The sequence below is a fragment of the Bacillota bacterium genome (genome assembly GCA_030019365.1).
GTDB lineage: Bacteria > Bacillota > Sulfobacillia > JACIYH01 > JACIYH01 > JACIYH01.
In genome coordinates, this window is the sequence record JASEFA010000001.1 from 381,012 (window position 1) to 394,912 (window position 13,901).

The following is a 13,901-nucleotide window of genomic DNA, read 5'->3' on the forward strand; positions in this document are numbered from 1 at the left end:
GCGCCAGCCGCAGGAGCCGCGGCCCCGGCTATGGTGGCCCCGGTCCGACTGCCGGCGGGTGGTGTCAGGTGTTCGGGCTGGCCCCGCTCGCCTGCTCCTCCCAGAACCTGAGCACGTCGCGGATGATGCTGTCGATGTGCCCGGCCATGGCCTGCTGGGCACCCTCCGGGTCGTGGGCCATCACCTTCTCCAGGATGGTGCGGTGGTCCGTGACCATGACGCTCCCCACCCGTCCCCGGATGTACTCCAGGACGGGGGAAAGCTGGCCTTCTTCCCGCACCAGCTCGCTGGCCGCCAGAAGGACGCGGTTTCCCGCCGCCTGGGCGAGCAGGCGATGGAAAGAGGCATCTTCCTGCCAGCCCGTGAGCCGGGCGCTGACCTGGGTCTGGTGACGGTTCACCGCCCCCGCCATCTGCTCCAGCAGGGCGGGCGTCGCGCGCAGGGCGGCGAGCCGGGCCACCTCGCTCTCGATGGCCCGGCGGGCCTCCAGGATCTCCAGCAGTTGCTCGCGGTTGTGGGCGCGCAGGGCCTGCAGGAAGGCATGCTGGTTCAGGGACGTCCGCCGTTCCCGCTGCAGGGCCTCCAGGCGGTCCTGCCCCCGGGGGGTGAGCACTCTCCCGCGGAAGCCCTGCCGTGCGGTGAACCCGCGCCGGTCCATCTCCCTGAGGATGCGGCCGGCGGTGGCCTCCGACAGCCTGATGCCCGCCTGCACCAGCCCGTCCCGCAGGCTCCAGGAGCCCAGGGGCTCGGGGGCCTCGGCCACGGCCTTCAAGGCCAGGTACTCAAGCTCCTGTTCCACTTTGCCCTCCCTCTCGTGCCACCTTGCCGTCTCATCTCCGTGTCAGCGATACCTGCCCGCGCCGCCGTCCTCCCCGGGCGCAGCGCGGGTGTTTAGCGGCGCCTCAGGCCAGCCCGGACCAGCGGGCCACGATGTCCAGCACCCGCACCAGGCCGCGCACCGCCAGGCGCGTGCGGTCGGGGATGAGGTTGCCCTCCGGGTCGCTGGTGCCCATGCCGGGCGAGATGAAGATGTTGGCATCGTAGCAGATGGTCGGGATGATCCCCATCTGGGAAAGGCCGGTCTGGATGAGGTGGCTGCCGGCGTACATGTCCTCGATGGAGAAGACCGGCAGTCCCATCCCGTCCTGCCACGTGCGCTCGTAGTTGATCTCGACCGTGCCCGAGTTGTACGACTTGCTGACCACCAGGCCAGCGCGCACCTTTTCGGGTAGCCCGGCCAGCTCCTCCCGCACGATGGTCTCCAGTTCCTCCACCGGACGGGTGAGTACCTCGGGCCGGTCGCGCAGCACCTTGAGGGCCTGGATCTGGGTGAGGAGCGCCTCTTTGCCCGGGTCCTGGGTGACGTAGGCCGCCTTGCCGTATGAGGCCGTGGTACCGTAACGATCCCCGTGCATGCCCAGGGCCCGCCGGATGGGTACCATCACGTCTTCGCGGCCGATGATGAGGCCGCTGGTGGCCGCCCCCGAAGCCTTGTCCATGCTGTACACCATTACGTCCGCCCCGATGGCGCGGGGGTCAGTACCCACAAAGGGGAGGCCCCAGGCGTTGTCCACCACGTACGGCACGTTGTAGCGGCGGGCCAGTTCCCCCACGTGCTTGAGCAGCACGGGCGTACCCTTCTCGTCCTTCACTCCGTAACCGTACCCGGGGGTGTCGTACCCCAGGGAACTGAACCCGCTCAGGAGGCTGCGGTGCCTCTCCGCCGCTTCGGCCAAGGCCTCCCGGCTCGCCTCCGGGTTCACGCCCAGCATGAAGGGCACCGGGTGGTACTTGATGCCGTGATTGGGGTACTGCGCTCCGGGCAGGGGGACGATGACCGTGTCCAGGTTGTTCAGCCGCTTGCCATAGAAGCCCAGCTCCCCCGCCGTGCAACCGCGGTCGGCCAGGATGTCCTTGTACCTGGGCGGGAAGGGCCGCCCGTATGCTCCCTGGTGGTGGAGGTGCTTTTCGTAAGGGACGATATAGCGGGCCCGGTAGTTGTCGCCCCGGCCCAGGTTGGGCGGCGTGCACAGGCAGTCGAAGGAAACCCAGAGGCCCGCCTCGCAGGTGTTTACCGGGCAGACGTCCCAATCGTCCCCGTAGACGTCCTTGACGATCTCCCGGATCTCGTCCACCAGGCGGGCGAGGGGGATCACCTCGCCCGCGCCCTTCTCGCTGGCCTCCAGGATGTCCTGGCGCAGGGGGGCGGGAGCACCGGAAATGGCCCCCGTGAGGCCGAACCTGCCCCGGAGCTCGGGCGGAATCCCGATCTCGTCCGCTGCCCTGCGCATCTCCTCGTAGATGCGCCCCGTGTTCTGCTGCAGGTAGCGGTAAAGCTGAAACCGATACGAGAAACCCATCCTCACCCCTCCCGATATGTTGCATAGTTCTTCATCGCCGTCCCCGGCTCACGGGCGCTGCCGCGGCTCAGGCGGGAGAACCTCCGATAACCACCTGGTCGCCCAGCCCGAAGCGCCAGGCCAGCCCGTCCAGGGCCACCCTGCCCTTGAGCACCACGTTGAGGTGGTTGGGCATGTGGGTGGCGTCAAACCCCGCTATCTCGCCTATCACCGACCCCCGCACCCTGACGTCGTCGCCCGCCACCACCACTCCCCCCTGCTTCACTTCGAAGAAGCCCAGGTAGGAGATGGCGTCCACCCGGGAACCGGGGCCAGCGTCCTCGGTGGTGAGGATGAGCTCGTGCACTTCTCCCCCGCACAAGACCCGCGACGGTTGCGGGATCAGTTCCAGCCCCCGGTCGGGCAGGGAACCCGCCAGGATCGCCACCACCACGCCGGTGACCGGGCGGTGACGCACGAACCGGGCCGGGGGAATGCCCCCGAGGTAGGGATCGCGCCTTTCCTCGCCCGCGCTCTTCCCCTCGCCCACCCTCTTCCCCTCGCCCACCCTCTTCCCCTCGCCCACCCTCTTCCCCTCGCCCACGCTCCTCCCCTTGCTCATGAGCTCTCATCCCGGGCGACGGCCGCCTCGGCCCGGGCCAGGCCGGAAAAGACGCCCTCCAGTCCCGCCTGGCGCACCCGCTGCCGGATCTGCATGCGATCGGTGGTATACAGGCCCAGGGCCTTCATGCGGGCGAAGTACACCGACCCCGAAAAGGTGTACTTCTCGGTCAACCCCTCTTCCGGCCCCCGCATGCGCTCGGTGACCTGGGCGATGGCATCGCCCACCGCCAGGCTGGTGGGCAGAACCAGCAAGGGCAGCCCCTGCGCCCGGCGGGCGGCGTTGTGGCCGGCCAGGGTACCCGTGCAGATGGCCTCGCTGTGGCCCACCACGGGTCCGGCCTTCTCCCCGCCGCAGAACAGGTTGGTCACCCCTTCCACCTTGAGGGCCTCGTCGTGGGGACTCATGGCCAGGTAGCGGATGGAGTTGCCCACCCCGGCGGCGTAGGGGTCCTCGTAGCGGGCGTTCTCCATACCCGGTATGGAACGCAGGGCTTCCAGCGGGAAGTAGCTGGTCATGAGCTTGGCGTGCCCGGTGTCCAGCAGCACCAGGTTCTCGGCGAAATCGGGCAGGGCGTACTGCTGGCACGCCTTCTTGGAGAGGTCGGCCTTGCGCAAATGGGGCGGTAGGGGCAGGACCACCACCCCGTCGCGGTCAAGTGCCTGCTGCAGTTCGCGAGCCAGGGAATCCTTGAGGATCTTGCAGGAACCGCTCATGGAACCCACCTGCCCGGCGGGGGTGCGGGCCATCTTCTCCTTTACCCCTACCCTTTCCGCCACGCTCACCCGCGGGCCGAAAGAGGGGCAGCGCAGGATGCACATGCAGCACCCGTGCCCGTACCGGGTGCAGTTTCCCTGGGGGCCGGCGCTGCCCGTCGCGTCCACGAACACGTCGCCCTCCCAGCGGTTCCTGCCCCCGGAGGAAGCAGCCTGCACGGCCTCCACCCCGCCCCCGCCCGGCTCGACCGCAGTCACCCGGTGCTGCAGGTGGATCTCTACCCCGGCATCCTGCAGTATCCTGCGCACCCGGGGTTCGATGCGGGCTACGTCGTACAGGGTGGCATGCCTGTGCCCGGGGAAATCGACGTTACGGTGCCTGGCCAGCTCGTCGCAGGCCAGGAACAGCTCGCCCGCCCCCAGGGCGATCATCTCCTCCGCGGCGGTGAAGCGGCCGTTGTTGCGCATGATCCCGCCCACCAGCCCCGTGCCCAGCAACTGGTCGGTGCGTTCCAGCAGTACCACCTCGGCACCCGCCTTGCGCGCGGCCAGGGAAGCGGCGCACCCGGACCATCCTCCGCCGACCACCACCACGCGCGCCACACCTTTCACCTCCCGTTCCGAGTGGGGAGGGGAAATCGGGCGATCTCCCCTCCCCAGTGTCCACCTAAGCCAGGAACATGGTCAAGATGGTGGCCGCCCCCAGAGCAGCCACCGTGGGGAGGAAGTTCCTGCGCGTGAGGTCCATGGGCGAAACCCCGGTGATGCCCGACACGGGCAGCACCGCCCACGGGATCAGGGTGCCGCCGCCCACCCAGATGCCGCCCAGCTGGCCCATGGCAGTCAGGGTGGCCAGGCTGCGGCCCGTGGCGGTGGCGAACACCTTGGCGGTGGAACCGGCCAGGTTCAACCCGGAGAAGCCGGAGCCGTCCAGGCCGGTGATGGACCCGACCGCGGTCTGGCCGATGGCCGCCGCCACCACGTTGAGCGGTATGGCGGCTGCCAGGGCGGCACCGAAGTCACCGAATATGCCCAGGGAACCCTGGGGCAGGAAGTCGCCCACGATGGCCTTGAAGGGACTCACCTCGCCCATCACGAAGAAGCCGTAGATGGGCAGCACGGGACCGAACACCCGCAGGCCGAAGACGAAGCCTTCCACCAGGTGCTGGGTGAGCTTCTCCAGGGCCTTGTCCCCCAGGGCCCAGAAGGAGAAGATCGCCATGATGATGAAGGCGGTGCCGCCCACCAGGGCGGTGGCATCCCCACCCCGCAGGTCGAGGACGAACATGCCCACCACGTCCAGCAGGAAGGCGATGGGCACCACGATGGCCGCGGTGCGCGAAGCCCTTTCGCTGCCGGGCACGACCTCCTGCTTCTCTGCTTCCAGGCGACCGGTCAGGTTCACGCCCGCGATCCGCCCCGCCGCCATGTCGCGCTGCAGCAGGATGTAGCCCACGATGAGGGCGGTCACACCCGAGACCAGCACCAGCGGCCAGGAAGCCACGATGACGTCGTTCACCGGGATACCGGCGGACGAACTGGTGATGCGGGGCGCCCCCTGGATCACGAAGTCCCCCGACAGCGCCGCCCCGTGCCCGGCCAGGTTGATGGCCGAAGCGAAGCCGATGGCGGGCAGGCCCCCGGCGACTGCCGCCGGCATGAGCACGGCTCCCACCAGGGCGGTGGCCGGGGACGGCCAGAAGAACAGGGAGAATACGAACATGATGACCGCGCTGCCGAAGTAGGCCAGGGCCGGGGTGCGCATGAATCCGCGGAAGGGCGCTATCATGCGCTCCATGGCCCCGATCTCGTTGAGCACCCGCGACATGGCCACGATGACGGAAATGACGGCAATGGTGCTGAAAAGGTCCACTCCCGCGAATACCACACCGTCGAAGGTGCTGCGGATCGCCCTCACCAGGCTGCCCGAGGCCACCCAGCTCACCGCCAGGATGCCCAGCAGGCAGACCGCCACCGGGTCGCGACGCTTGATCATGAACAGCAGCACCAGGACAACGAAGGCCAGGTAAACCCAGTGGTACGGTGTCAGTACCGGCATCATACCCCTACCTCACCTCCTATTGACCAGAGTAACCGGACCTCTCCCCGCTTCTTCCTCTGCCTGCCGGCGCGTCTCGCCTCCGTTCCTCCTCATCAATGAGTAGTACCCCACCCGCTTGTCCAATTCGCCATGACGCGGGGAAATCCTTCCCCACGCCGGCCGCTCCCTGCCCGGCAGCGCAGCTACGAAAGCAGCATCCGCCAGAGCAGCACTCCTGCCAGGAAGGCGATGGCATCGCCGAACAGGCACACCCCCAGGGCATAGCGGGGATGGCGAACGCCCACCGAACCCAGGTAGAGGCTCAACACGTAGAATGTGGTGTCCGTCGAGCCCTGCAGGACGGAAGCGAGCAACCCCGCCGGGCTGTCCGGTCCGTGACGGCGCAGGAGGTCGGTGGTCACCGCCAGAGCTCCGCTCCCCGACAGGGGCCGAATGAGGACCAGCGGGAGGACGTCGGCGGGAACGCCCCACCTGTCCAGCAACGGCCCCAGCAGATCCTGGACCGCCTCCAGCAGTCCGGACGTGCGCAGGGCGGCCAGTGCCACCATGATGGCCACCAGGTAGGGAAGGATGCGCAGGGAAACCTCCAGTCCCTGGGCGGCCCCTTCCACGAAGGCGTCATAGACGGGTACCCCCTTCCAGGCTCCGTACAGCGGGATCAGCACCAGCAGGGCCGGTACCATCCAGCGGCTGGCCTCCTGCATCACCTCTGCCACGGCCGCTTCCTCCCGTCCCGCGTCGTGTTCAGCGCCCTCGCGAACGCCAGCGGATGAAGGCGTCCAGCAGCATGCAGCTTACCCAGGAGATGCCACTGACCAGGGCTATCACCGGCACCACTGCCGCCGGCGCCTCCGATCTGCAGGCGGAACGGACGGCCAGCAGTGCCGAAGGCACGAGCAGGAGCACGGAGGAGTTGAGGGCCAGGAAGGTGCACATGGCGGCTGACGCCTCCCGCGGCCGGGGATTGAGCTCCTGCAGCCTGCTCATGGCGGCCAGCCCGAAAGGTGTGGCTGCGCTCCCCACCCCGAGGATATTGGCGCTCAGGTTCATGGCCATGGTCCCCAGGACGGGGTCCCCGCGGGGTATGCCGGGAAAAAGCGGACCCAGCAACCGGCACACCCCGCGGGCCAGGAGTTGGAGCAGACCCGCTTTTTCGCCGATGCGCAGGATGCCCAACCAGAGGCACATGGCCCCTACCATTTCCAGCGTGTACGTGACGGCCCGCTCTGCCGACGCGAATACTTCCGCTGTGAGAAGGTCTGTGCGACCGTGAGCGGCTGCCGCGGCGACGCCGACCACGATGAGAAACAACCATATTGCGTTGAGCAAATGCCTCACCCGGCAAACCCTACGCGGCCCCCGGTTAAAAATGCAGGGCCCGGGCACAATAGCTAGCGAGGTCCGCGGTAGCCGGGCGAAGGCTGCTGCACGTTCCCCAAGGGGACGTGCCGTGGCCGGGCAAAGGTCACCGTCGTCCTGGGTGCACGAGAATTCCTCGCTGACGATGGGCGACGGTGGCCGGAGCGCAGATCATCATGGGCCCTCCAGGGTACTGCCAGGTGCCCGAGGGCGCCTGGTGGGCCTGATTGACGGTCCATGGTGGTCGAGCCAAGTCTGACCCGGGGCCTGGCGAGATCGGTCACGCGCCGCGAGGTGCGGACCGGTCAAAGCAGCGAGGACTCCGGGCAGACGGGCCAAGGTTACCGTGTGTTCCGTAAGGGTTCATCCGGGCCGAAAGGTCCGGGTGAGCTCTGCAGGGATGCACGGTGGCCGGTGCGAAGGTTGCCGCGGGCCTCAAATCGTTACTGCAACGGGAGGGCGTGCAGGAGGTCGCTGATTTCCCCCAGCCGGTGGCCCCGCTCGAGCAGCCCCGCGGCCAGATCTCCGCGGCGCTCAAGGCGGTTGGGCATGGTGCGGACGGTGAACTCGCCCGGGGAGACGTGCTCCAACTCATCCCAGGCGAAAGGAGCCGAAACAGGAGCACCGGGCAGGGGCCGGGGGCTGTAGGGGGCCACCATGGTCTTGCCGCGGGCGTTCTGAAGGTAATCGACGTAGACCTTTCCCGTGCGCCTCTTCACCGTCCTCTCCAGGGTTATCAGGTCCGGCCGGGCGGCGTGGAGGACCCGCGCCAGCGCCTCCGCCGTCCCCGTCACGTCTTCGGGACCACCTTCTGGCACCAGGGGTATGAACACGTGGATGCCGGTGGCGCCCGAGGTCTTGGGGAAACTCCTGATCCTCAACTCCTGGAGGAGCGTGCGCACCATGATGGCCACCCGGCGCGCGTCTTCGAAGGTGGCCGGGGCCGCCGGGTCCAGGTCGATCACCAGCCGGTCGGGTCGATCGGGGTGGGATGACTTCCAGGGTGCGGGGTGTATCTCCAGGCAGGCCTGATTCCCCAGCCAGGCCAGGGTGGCGCGGTCCTGGGCAAGGACGAACCGAATCACGTGCTCCTCACCACGATACGGAAACACCCTGATCCAATCCGGAGCGTGCCCGGGCAGGTCCTTCTGGTAAAACGATTCGCCGGCGATGCCGTCGGGATATCGCGTGAAGGTGAGGGGGCGGCCCTCCAGGTGAGGAAGGAGGACGTCGGCCACCTTCAGGTAGTACTCGATGAGGTCGGCCTTGCGGATGCCATCGTCCGGCCAGAGGGGCTTGTCCAGGTTGCTCAGGCGCAGTTCCCGCCCGTCGACCAGCACCCGTCGACCTGCTCTCGCCGCCATCCCGTTTGGCCTCCTTCCCCTGTCGGTCACCACACCGGTTCGGGCGGACCCGCGCCCCCGCCCACCTCGCCCGCGTCGGTGCCCAGGTCCCGTTCCGGACCGGCTTCGCGGGGGTCAAGGTCAGGCCGCAGGCCCAGGAAGCTGGTGTGGCGCAGCATACCGTCCCGGGTGACCTCCAGATATGCAACGCTGCATACCAGCCGGGGCTCCACCCAGGTGATGTCGCGGCGCAGCTCCCCGGGGATGCGGGCGGGGGGCGGGCCCGGCCGCAGGAGCGAAAGGATGCGGCCGCCCATCGCGCGGTCCCACCCCGTCCCCACGTGTCCCACCACCCGCCATTCGCCCTCTGCCGGTATGGCCAGGGCCAGGGACCCCAGCTCACCACCGGGCGCCAGCCGGTATCCCACGATGACGCAGTCGGCCGTGCGCCTCACCTTGACCTTGAGCCAGTACCGGGAACGCTGGCCGGGCAGGTAGGGACTGCCCCGCTCCTTCCCCACCACCCCTTCCAGCCCGAGGGCGGCCGCCCGCGCGAACAGGTCCCGCCCCTTCCCGGGCACCACCGGCGAGAGGACCAGGTCGCCCGCCCCTTGGGGGTCGCCCGCCCCTTGGGGGTCGCCCGCCCCTTGGGGGTTGACGGCCGCCTCGGGGGTTACCACCCGCTCCAGGGCCTCCCGGCGCTCTTCCAGGGGCCGGTCCAGCAGCTCCCGTCCCCCGTTTTCCAGCAGGTCAAAAGCCACAAAGACCAGGCGGCCCGCCCGGGCCTGGAGCGCGGAGAAGGAGGGCCGGCCCCCTTGCCAGGCGGTGATCTCGCCGTCCAACACCGCCTGCCGTGCCCGCACCAGCCGGTGCAACCCTGCCAGGGAAGGGAGCTCCGCCGTGATGTCGCGGAGATTGCGGCTCTGCAGGCGGGTCGTCCCGGACTCCAGGAAGGCCAGGCAGCGGTAGCCATCCCACTTAGGCTCAAAGAGGTGATGGGGCGAATCGAAAGGCTCCCGGACCGCGTATGCCAGCATGGGGCGCACCTGGCCGGGATGCAGGGGCATGGGGCGGCCTACTTCCTGGCGCCTGCGGTGGCATCCTCGGCCAGGCGCACGCTTTCCCGCAGGGCCTCCAGCAGGCTCTCCACCCCCACCGGCTCCTGGGGCCGGGGCAGCTCCCATTTCTGGCCCTGGGCCTTCCTGGCCACCAACTCCAGCAGGGCCTCGCGGTACCGGTCGCGGTACTTGCCCGGGTCGAAAGACACCGTAAGACGCTCGATCAGGGTGTGGGCCAGCTCCAGCTCGCGGGGATCGACCTCCATCTCCTGCTCCGCGCCGCGCAGGGGCGAGGGGTCGCGTACCTCGTCGGGGTAGTGCATGGTCTCCAGCACCAGCACCCGGCCGCCGTACACCCGGACCAGGGACAGGTGCTCCTTCTGGCGGAACGCCACCTGGGCCACGGCCACCCGGTCTGACTCCCGCATGGCCCGCCGGAGGAGCGCGTAGGAGCGCTCCGCACCGTCCATGGGCTCGAGGTAATACGGGCGGTCAAAGTAAATGGGGTCGATGTCTGTCAGGCTCACGAAATCCAGGATGCGAATGGCGTGCCCGGCCGCCGGAGGCAGGCGCTCGAGCTCCTCTTCCTCCACGGGGACGTATACGTCCCGCTGCCACTCGTAGGCACGGACTATCTCGTCCGCAGGAACCGTCTCCCCGCAGGTGGGGCAGAAGCGCTGGTAGCGGATGGGGGTACGACACTCCCGGTGCAGGAGGTGGAAGTGGACGTCCCTGTCTTCGGTGGCGGCATAGAGGCGCACGGGGATGTTGACCAGTCCGAAGGAGATACTGCCCTTCCAGAGACTGCGCACGGCCGCCTCCGCCCCCTAGGCAGGCCGGTAGCGCCCCGGCTCGTTTTCCTGCCGCTCGCCACCCTCATGCCGCCGACGATCCCGCGTCCGTCCGCCCCCACCCTGGGTCAGCGACCAGACCTGGTCTATCACCTGGGGGGCCATGTCGATCAGGCGGTCGTAGAAGGCGCTGCGGTCCACGGGCAGAAGGCGCACATTCCCCTGCCCCACCACCAGGAATCCCACTGGTTGAACGGTGACGCCCCCCCCGCTCCCGCCGGCGAAAGGAAGGGGTCCTTCCTCTTCTGCCCCGCCTCCCCCGGCTCCGCCCCGCCCGCCGCCCCCCCCGATTTCATACTCGCCTCCCCCGGCGGCAAAGCCGAAGCTTACCCGCGACACCGGGACGATGACCGAGCCGTCGGGCGTCTCCACGGCATCGCCCACCACCGTCCCCACGTTCACCATCTGGCGGATATTCTCCATGGCGGTCTTCATCAGAGTAGCGATGGGATGCTCCGGCACGGCGTCCAACCCCCTTTGCGCGCGGATGGCCCACGACGGGACCGCCCGGCGCTCATAGCATGGGCACCGGGCGGGTGCGCTATGCGACCCCCCAGCGCGCAGACTGCCGCCTCAATCCATGGCGGACCTGCCTCGCGGCTCGGGTGATGGCCGATCTTGCGAGCAGCCACGCAGTGGAGCCAGCACCAGCAGACCCGCAGCCAGGATCCGGGCCGGCGGCACCCTCACGGTGCAGTCGAGAAAGGTGTCCAGGCCCAGGCGGCGGTAGTCGGGATATGCCCGGATGTCCAGGGGTGATAGCGGGCGGGCCCGCGAGGCCGCCAGCCCGGCCGCCGTCTGCCCCATCTGGATCGCAGTCGCCGCCAGGGCGCACAGCTCCGCATCGGGCAGCCCGACGCGCGTGTGCCAGACCAGGCGGACGACGCGCAGGTGAGCGGCCAGGTAACGGAGTCCCCTGGCCAGCGCGGGTACCAGCAGGCGGGCCCGGTCCCACGCCCCGCCCGGGAGCGAGAGCCGTCGCGCCAGAAACCGGTCCCACGGTACGGCACGCCGCCCGGCGCGGCGCCTCCCGCCGCGGGTGAGCGGGGCGGGAAGGGTCGCAGTCCAGAGCCACTTTCGCCAGACGGCCACCCGGGCAGTGACACGAAGGGCACTACCCGGCTTCACCTCTCCCCGCAATTGCAGGCGCAGGGGCCAGGGCAGTACCAGGATGAAGGCGAGGGCCACGACGCCCGCTGCCACGGCGGACCAGAGAAGGCTCAGTCTTTCTCCCCCGGATATATTGCCCAGGTGTCCAGGGGCGGCAACTGCCCCAGGTCTTCCAGACCGAGCAGGCGGAGGAACTCCGGCGTGGTACTGTAGAGAATGGGGCGCCCCACCGTGTCTTTGCGGCCGACCTCCCGCACCAGCTTGCGCTCGCTCAGGGTGCGCAGGACGGCATCGCAATCTACCCCGCGCACCGACTCGATGTCCGACCGGGTGAGAGGTTGCATGTACGCCACCACGGCCAGGGTCTCGAGGGCCGCCCGGGAAAGGGGCTGGGGCTTGGGACGCAGGAGCTTTTCTATGTACGGGGCATATTCCGGCCGGGTGGTTATCTGGTAACCACCTGCCACTCTCTGCACCTGCAGGGCACTGCCACTCCGGTACCGCTCCTCCAGCAGGGCGAGGGCAGCCTTCACCTGTTCGGGCTCCGCCCCGCTCACCTGGGCCACCTGCTCGGGGCTGACAGGCGACGGGGATGCCCACAGCAGCGCCTCGCAGACCGCGGGCAGCTCTTCAGGCGTTGGCGGGCACTGCGCCTGGCCGGCGTCCGTCTGCACCTGGCATCCCCCTCCCGGCGGGGAAAACGAGTATCTCCCCGAAAAGTCCCTCCTGGCGCACGGCGATGCGCCTCAGCCGGAGCAGTTCCAGGAGGGCCAGGAAAGTTACCACCACCTGCTCCCTCCCCGCTCCGGGAGGCAGCAGGTTCCCGAAGCGAATTCCGGCGGGGCTTCTCCGCAGGCGCCACACGATCTCCCGCATTTTCTGCCGCACGCTCACCCGTCGCCGGGCCACTTCCATCACCGGTGCCCTCTGTTTGAGCAGGGCCCGCAGCATCTCCAGCAGGCGGCTCACCGCCAGTTCCCCGGCAGCCACCTCGCCCGCAGGCGTCTTGCCCCCGCGCAGGTAGCACCGCCCCTGCCTGGCCATCAGTTCCTCCAGGTAGGCACCGGCCTGTTTGAACTTGCGATAGACGACCAGCCGCTCCACCAGGTCCTGGCGGGGGTCCGGTTCCTGCGGCTGCGCGGGCACGGGCGGACGGGGCAGCAGCATGCGGGCCTTTATCTCCAGCAGGGTGGCTGCCATCACCACGAACTCGGCGGCCGCGTCCACGTCCACGGCTGAGAGCGCGGCCAGGTACTGCAGGTACTGCTCCGCGATTTGGGCCACCGGGATGTCATACACATCCACCCGGTTGGCTTCCACCAGGTGCAGGAGCAGGTCCAGGGGACCCTCAAACACCGACAGGCGGACCGCATAGTTCATGGATGACCATATCCCGCCCTGGTACCGCCCGTTTCACAGGCGGAAGATTCCCACCGCCCGGCGCGCTTCCTCCAGAGTGGCCTTCGCCACCTGGCGCGCCCGGTCGCGTCCGGCCAGCAGGATTTCCCTCACTTCCTCGGGCCGCTGCTCCAGGGACCGGCGCCGCTCCTGAATCGGTGCCAGCCACTCCACCAGGGCATCACCCAGCATCTGCTTGCACTCCACGCACCCGCGGGCGGCCCTACGACACGCCTCGGCGCGCTCGTCCTGCACCTGGGGGGCAAAGACCCGGTAAAACATGTGCACGGAGCACTCCTCCGGGTGCCCGGGATCCCGGCGGTAGACGCGGGTGGGGTCGGTGACCATCTGGGCCACCTTGCGCCGGATTTCCTCGGGGGGATCGGCGATGTTGATCTGGTTGCCGTACGACTTGGACATCTTGCGCCCGTCGATGCCCGGCAGGATCTTGACCACGTTCAGGAGGGCCTGGGGCTCCGGGAATACGGGGCCGTACAGGTAGTTGAAGCGACGGGCGATCTCCCGCGTCAGCTCCACGTGGGGGACCTGATCCTCCCCCACCGGCACCCCGTCCGCCCTGTATATCAGGATGTCGGCTGCCTGCAGCACCGGGTACCCCAGAAAGCCGTGGGTGGAGAGATCCCGGTCCGGCATCTCCTGCATTTGCTGCTTGTAGGTGGGCACCCGCTCCAGCCATCCGACGGGGGTGATCATGGACAGGAGAAGCTGCAACTCCGCGTGCTCGGACACCTGGGACTGGACGAAGATGACGGACCGGGCCGGGTCGAGACCGGCGGCCAGGTAGTCCATCACCACCTCCCACACGTTATCCGCCAGCTCGGAGGTGTCGGCGTACCCGGTGGTGAGGGCGTGCCAGTCGGCCACCAGGAAGTAGCACTCGTGCTCCTCCTGCAGTCGCAGCCAGTTCTGCAGGGCCCCCACCAGGTTACCGAGATGCAGCTTGCCTGTAGGACGCATTCCACTCAATATACGCAAGGTCAGAACACCTCCGCCGGGTGCCGGGTGGGCGGCCGGGGCACGGC

Annotated in this window: 15 protein-coding genes; all 15 read right to left on the minus strand. The window is 68.8% G+C overall.

Annotated features, from left to right (window positions below):
* Positions 1-64: 64 nt before the first annotated feature.
* Positions 65-799: an FCD domain-containing protein gene (locus QME70_01765; GenBank protein ID MDI6893337.1), complete on the minus strand. Its 735-nt coding sequence runs from the start codon at positions 797-799 to the stop codon at positions 65-67.
* A 103-nt stretch (positions 800-902) separates the two neighbouring features.
* On the minus strand, positions 903-2,360 hold the full coding sequence (locus QME70_01770; GenBank protein ID MDI6893338.1) for an aminotransferase class V-fold PLP-dependent enzyme: 1,458 nt from the start codon (positions 2,358-2,360) through the stop codon (positions 903-905).
* 67 nt (positions 2,361-2,427) lie between these two features.
* Positions 2,428-2,961 carry a hypothetical protein gene (locus tag QME70_01775; GenBank protein MDI6893339.1) on the minus strand — a complete coding sequence of 178 codons (534 nt, stop codon included), beginning with the start codon at positions 2,959-2,961 and terminating at the stop codon, positions 2,428-2,430.
* Complete coding sequence (locus tag QME70_01780; protein MDI6893340.1) at positions 2,958-4,280, minus strand: FAD-dependent oxidoreductase; 1,323 nt, start codon at positions 4,278-4,280, stop codon at positions 2,958-2,960. Before QME70_01780 ends, QME70_01775 begins: the two co-directional genes overlap by 4 nt.
* Before the next feature lie 64 nt (positions 4,281-4,344).
* The gene (locus tag QME70_01785; protein ID MDI6893341.1) at positions 4,345-5,739 is read right to left on the minus strand and encodes a hypothetical protein; all 1,395 of its coding nucleotides are present in this window, start codon (positions 5,737-5,739) and stop codon (positions 4,345-4,347) included.
* Between the two features lie 182 nt (positions 5,740-5,921).
* Entirely contained in the window at positions 5,922-6,443 is a 522-nt protein-coding gene (locus QME70_01790) for a spore maturation protein (protein ID MDI6893342.1), read from the minus strand.
* Between the two features lie 40 nt (positions 6,444-6,483).
* The gene (locus QME70_01795) at positions 6,484-7,077 is read right to left on the minus strand and encodes a spore maturation protein (GenBank protein ID MDI6893343.1); all 594 of its coding nucleotides are present in this window, start codon (positions 7,075-7,077) and stop codon (positions 6,484-6,486) included.
* 464 nt (positions 7,078-7,541) lie between these two features.
* A complete protein-coding gene (gene ligD, locus QME70_01800) occupies positions 7,542-8,462 on the minus strand; it encodes a non-homologous end-joining DNA ligase (protein ID MDI6893344.1) in 921 nt (306 codons plus the stop codon).
* Positions 8,463-8,488: 26 nt separating this feature from the next.
* Complete coding sequence (gene ligD, locus QME70_01805; GenBank protein MDI6893345.1) at positions 8,489-9,508, minus strand: non-homologous end-joining DNA ligase; 1,020 nt, start codon at positions 9,506-9,508, stop codon at positions 8,489-8,491.
* A gap of 8 nt (positions 9,509-9,516) precedes the next feature.
* On the minus strand, positions 9,517-10,311 hold the full coding sequence (locus tag QME70_01810; GenBank protein MDI6893346.1) for a Ku protein: 795 nt from the start codon (positions 10,309-10,311) through the stop codon (positions 9,517-9,519).
* Between the two features lie 15 nt (positions 10,312-10,326).
* Positions 10,327-10,812 (minus strand): GerW family sporulation protein, encoded by a 486-nt coding sequence (ytfJ, locus tag QME70_01815; protein MDI6893347.1) that lies wholly within the window; start codon positions 10,810-10,812, stop codon positions 10,327-10,329.
* Between the two features lie 111 nt (positions 10,813-10,923).
* On the minus strand, positions 10,924-11,553 hold the full coding sequence (locus QME70_01820) for a hypothetical protein (protein ID MDI6893348.1): 630 nt from the start codon (positions 11,551-11,553) through the stop codon (positions 10,924-10,926).
* Positions 11,554-11,570: 17 nt separating this feature from the next.
* A complete protein-coding gene (gene scpB / locus QME70_01825) occupies positions 11,571-12,134 on the minus strand; it encodes an SMC-Scp complex subunit ScpB (GenBank protein ID MDI6893349.1) in 564 nt (187 codons plus the stop codon).
* Positions 12,091-12,840: a segregation/condensation protein A gene (locus tag QME70_01830; protein ID MDI6893350.1), complete on the minus strand. Its 750-nt coding sequence runs from the start codon at positions 12,838-12,840 to the stop codon at positions 12,091-12,093. The genes scpB and QME70_01830 overlap by 44 nt, the downstream gene beginning before the upstream one ends.
* A gap of 33 nt (positions 12,841-12,873) precedes the next feature.
* Positions 12,874-13,860, minus strand: a complete 987-nt coding sequence (gene trpS, locus QME70_01835; GenBank protein ID MDI6893351.1) for a tryptophan--tRNA ligase — start codon at positions 13,858-13,860, stop codon at positions 12,874-12,876.
* Positions 13,861-13,901: the final 41 nt, after the last annotated feature.

Coding starts and splice junctions, on each gene's coding strand:
- QME70_01770 (MDI6893338.1), bottom strand. CDS start 2,360: ATGGGTTTCTCGTATCGGTTTCAGCTTTACCGCTACCTGCAGCAGAAC.
- QME70_01775 (MDI6893339.1), bottom strand. CDS start 2,961: ATGAGCAAGGGGAGGAGCGTGGGCGAGGGGAAGAGGGTGGGCGAGGGG.
- QME70_01785 (MDI6893341.1), bottom strand. CDS start 5,739: ATGATGCCGGTACTGACACCGTACCACTGGGTTTACCTGGCCTTCGTT.
- QME70_01790 (MDI6893342.1), bottom strand. CDS start 6,443: ATGCAGGAGGCCAGCCGCTGGATGGTACCGGCCCTGCTGGTGCTGATC.
- ligD (MDI6893344.1), bottom strand. CDS start 8,462: ATGGCGGCGAGAGCAGGTCGACGGGTGCTGGTCGACGGGCGGGAACTG.
- ligD (MDI6893345.1), bottom strand. CDS start 9,508: ATGCCCCTGCATCCCGGCCAGGTGCGCCCCATGCTGGCATACGCGGTC.
- QME70_01830 (MDI6893350.1), bottom strand. CDS start 12,840: ATGAACTATGCGGTCCGCCTGTCGGTGTTTGAGGGTCCCCTGGACCTG.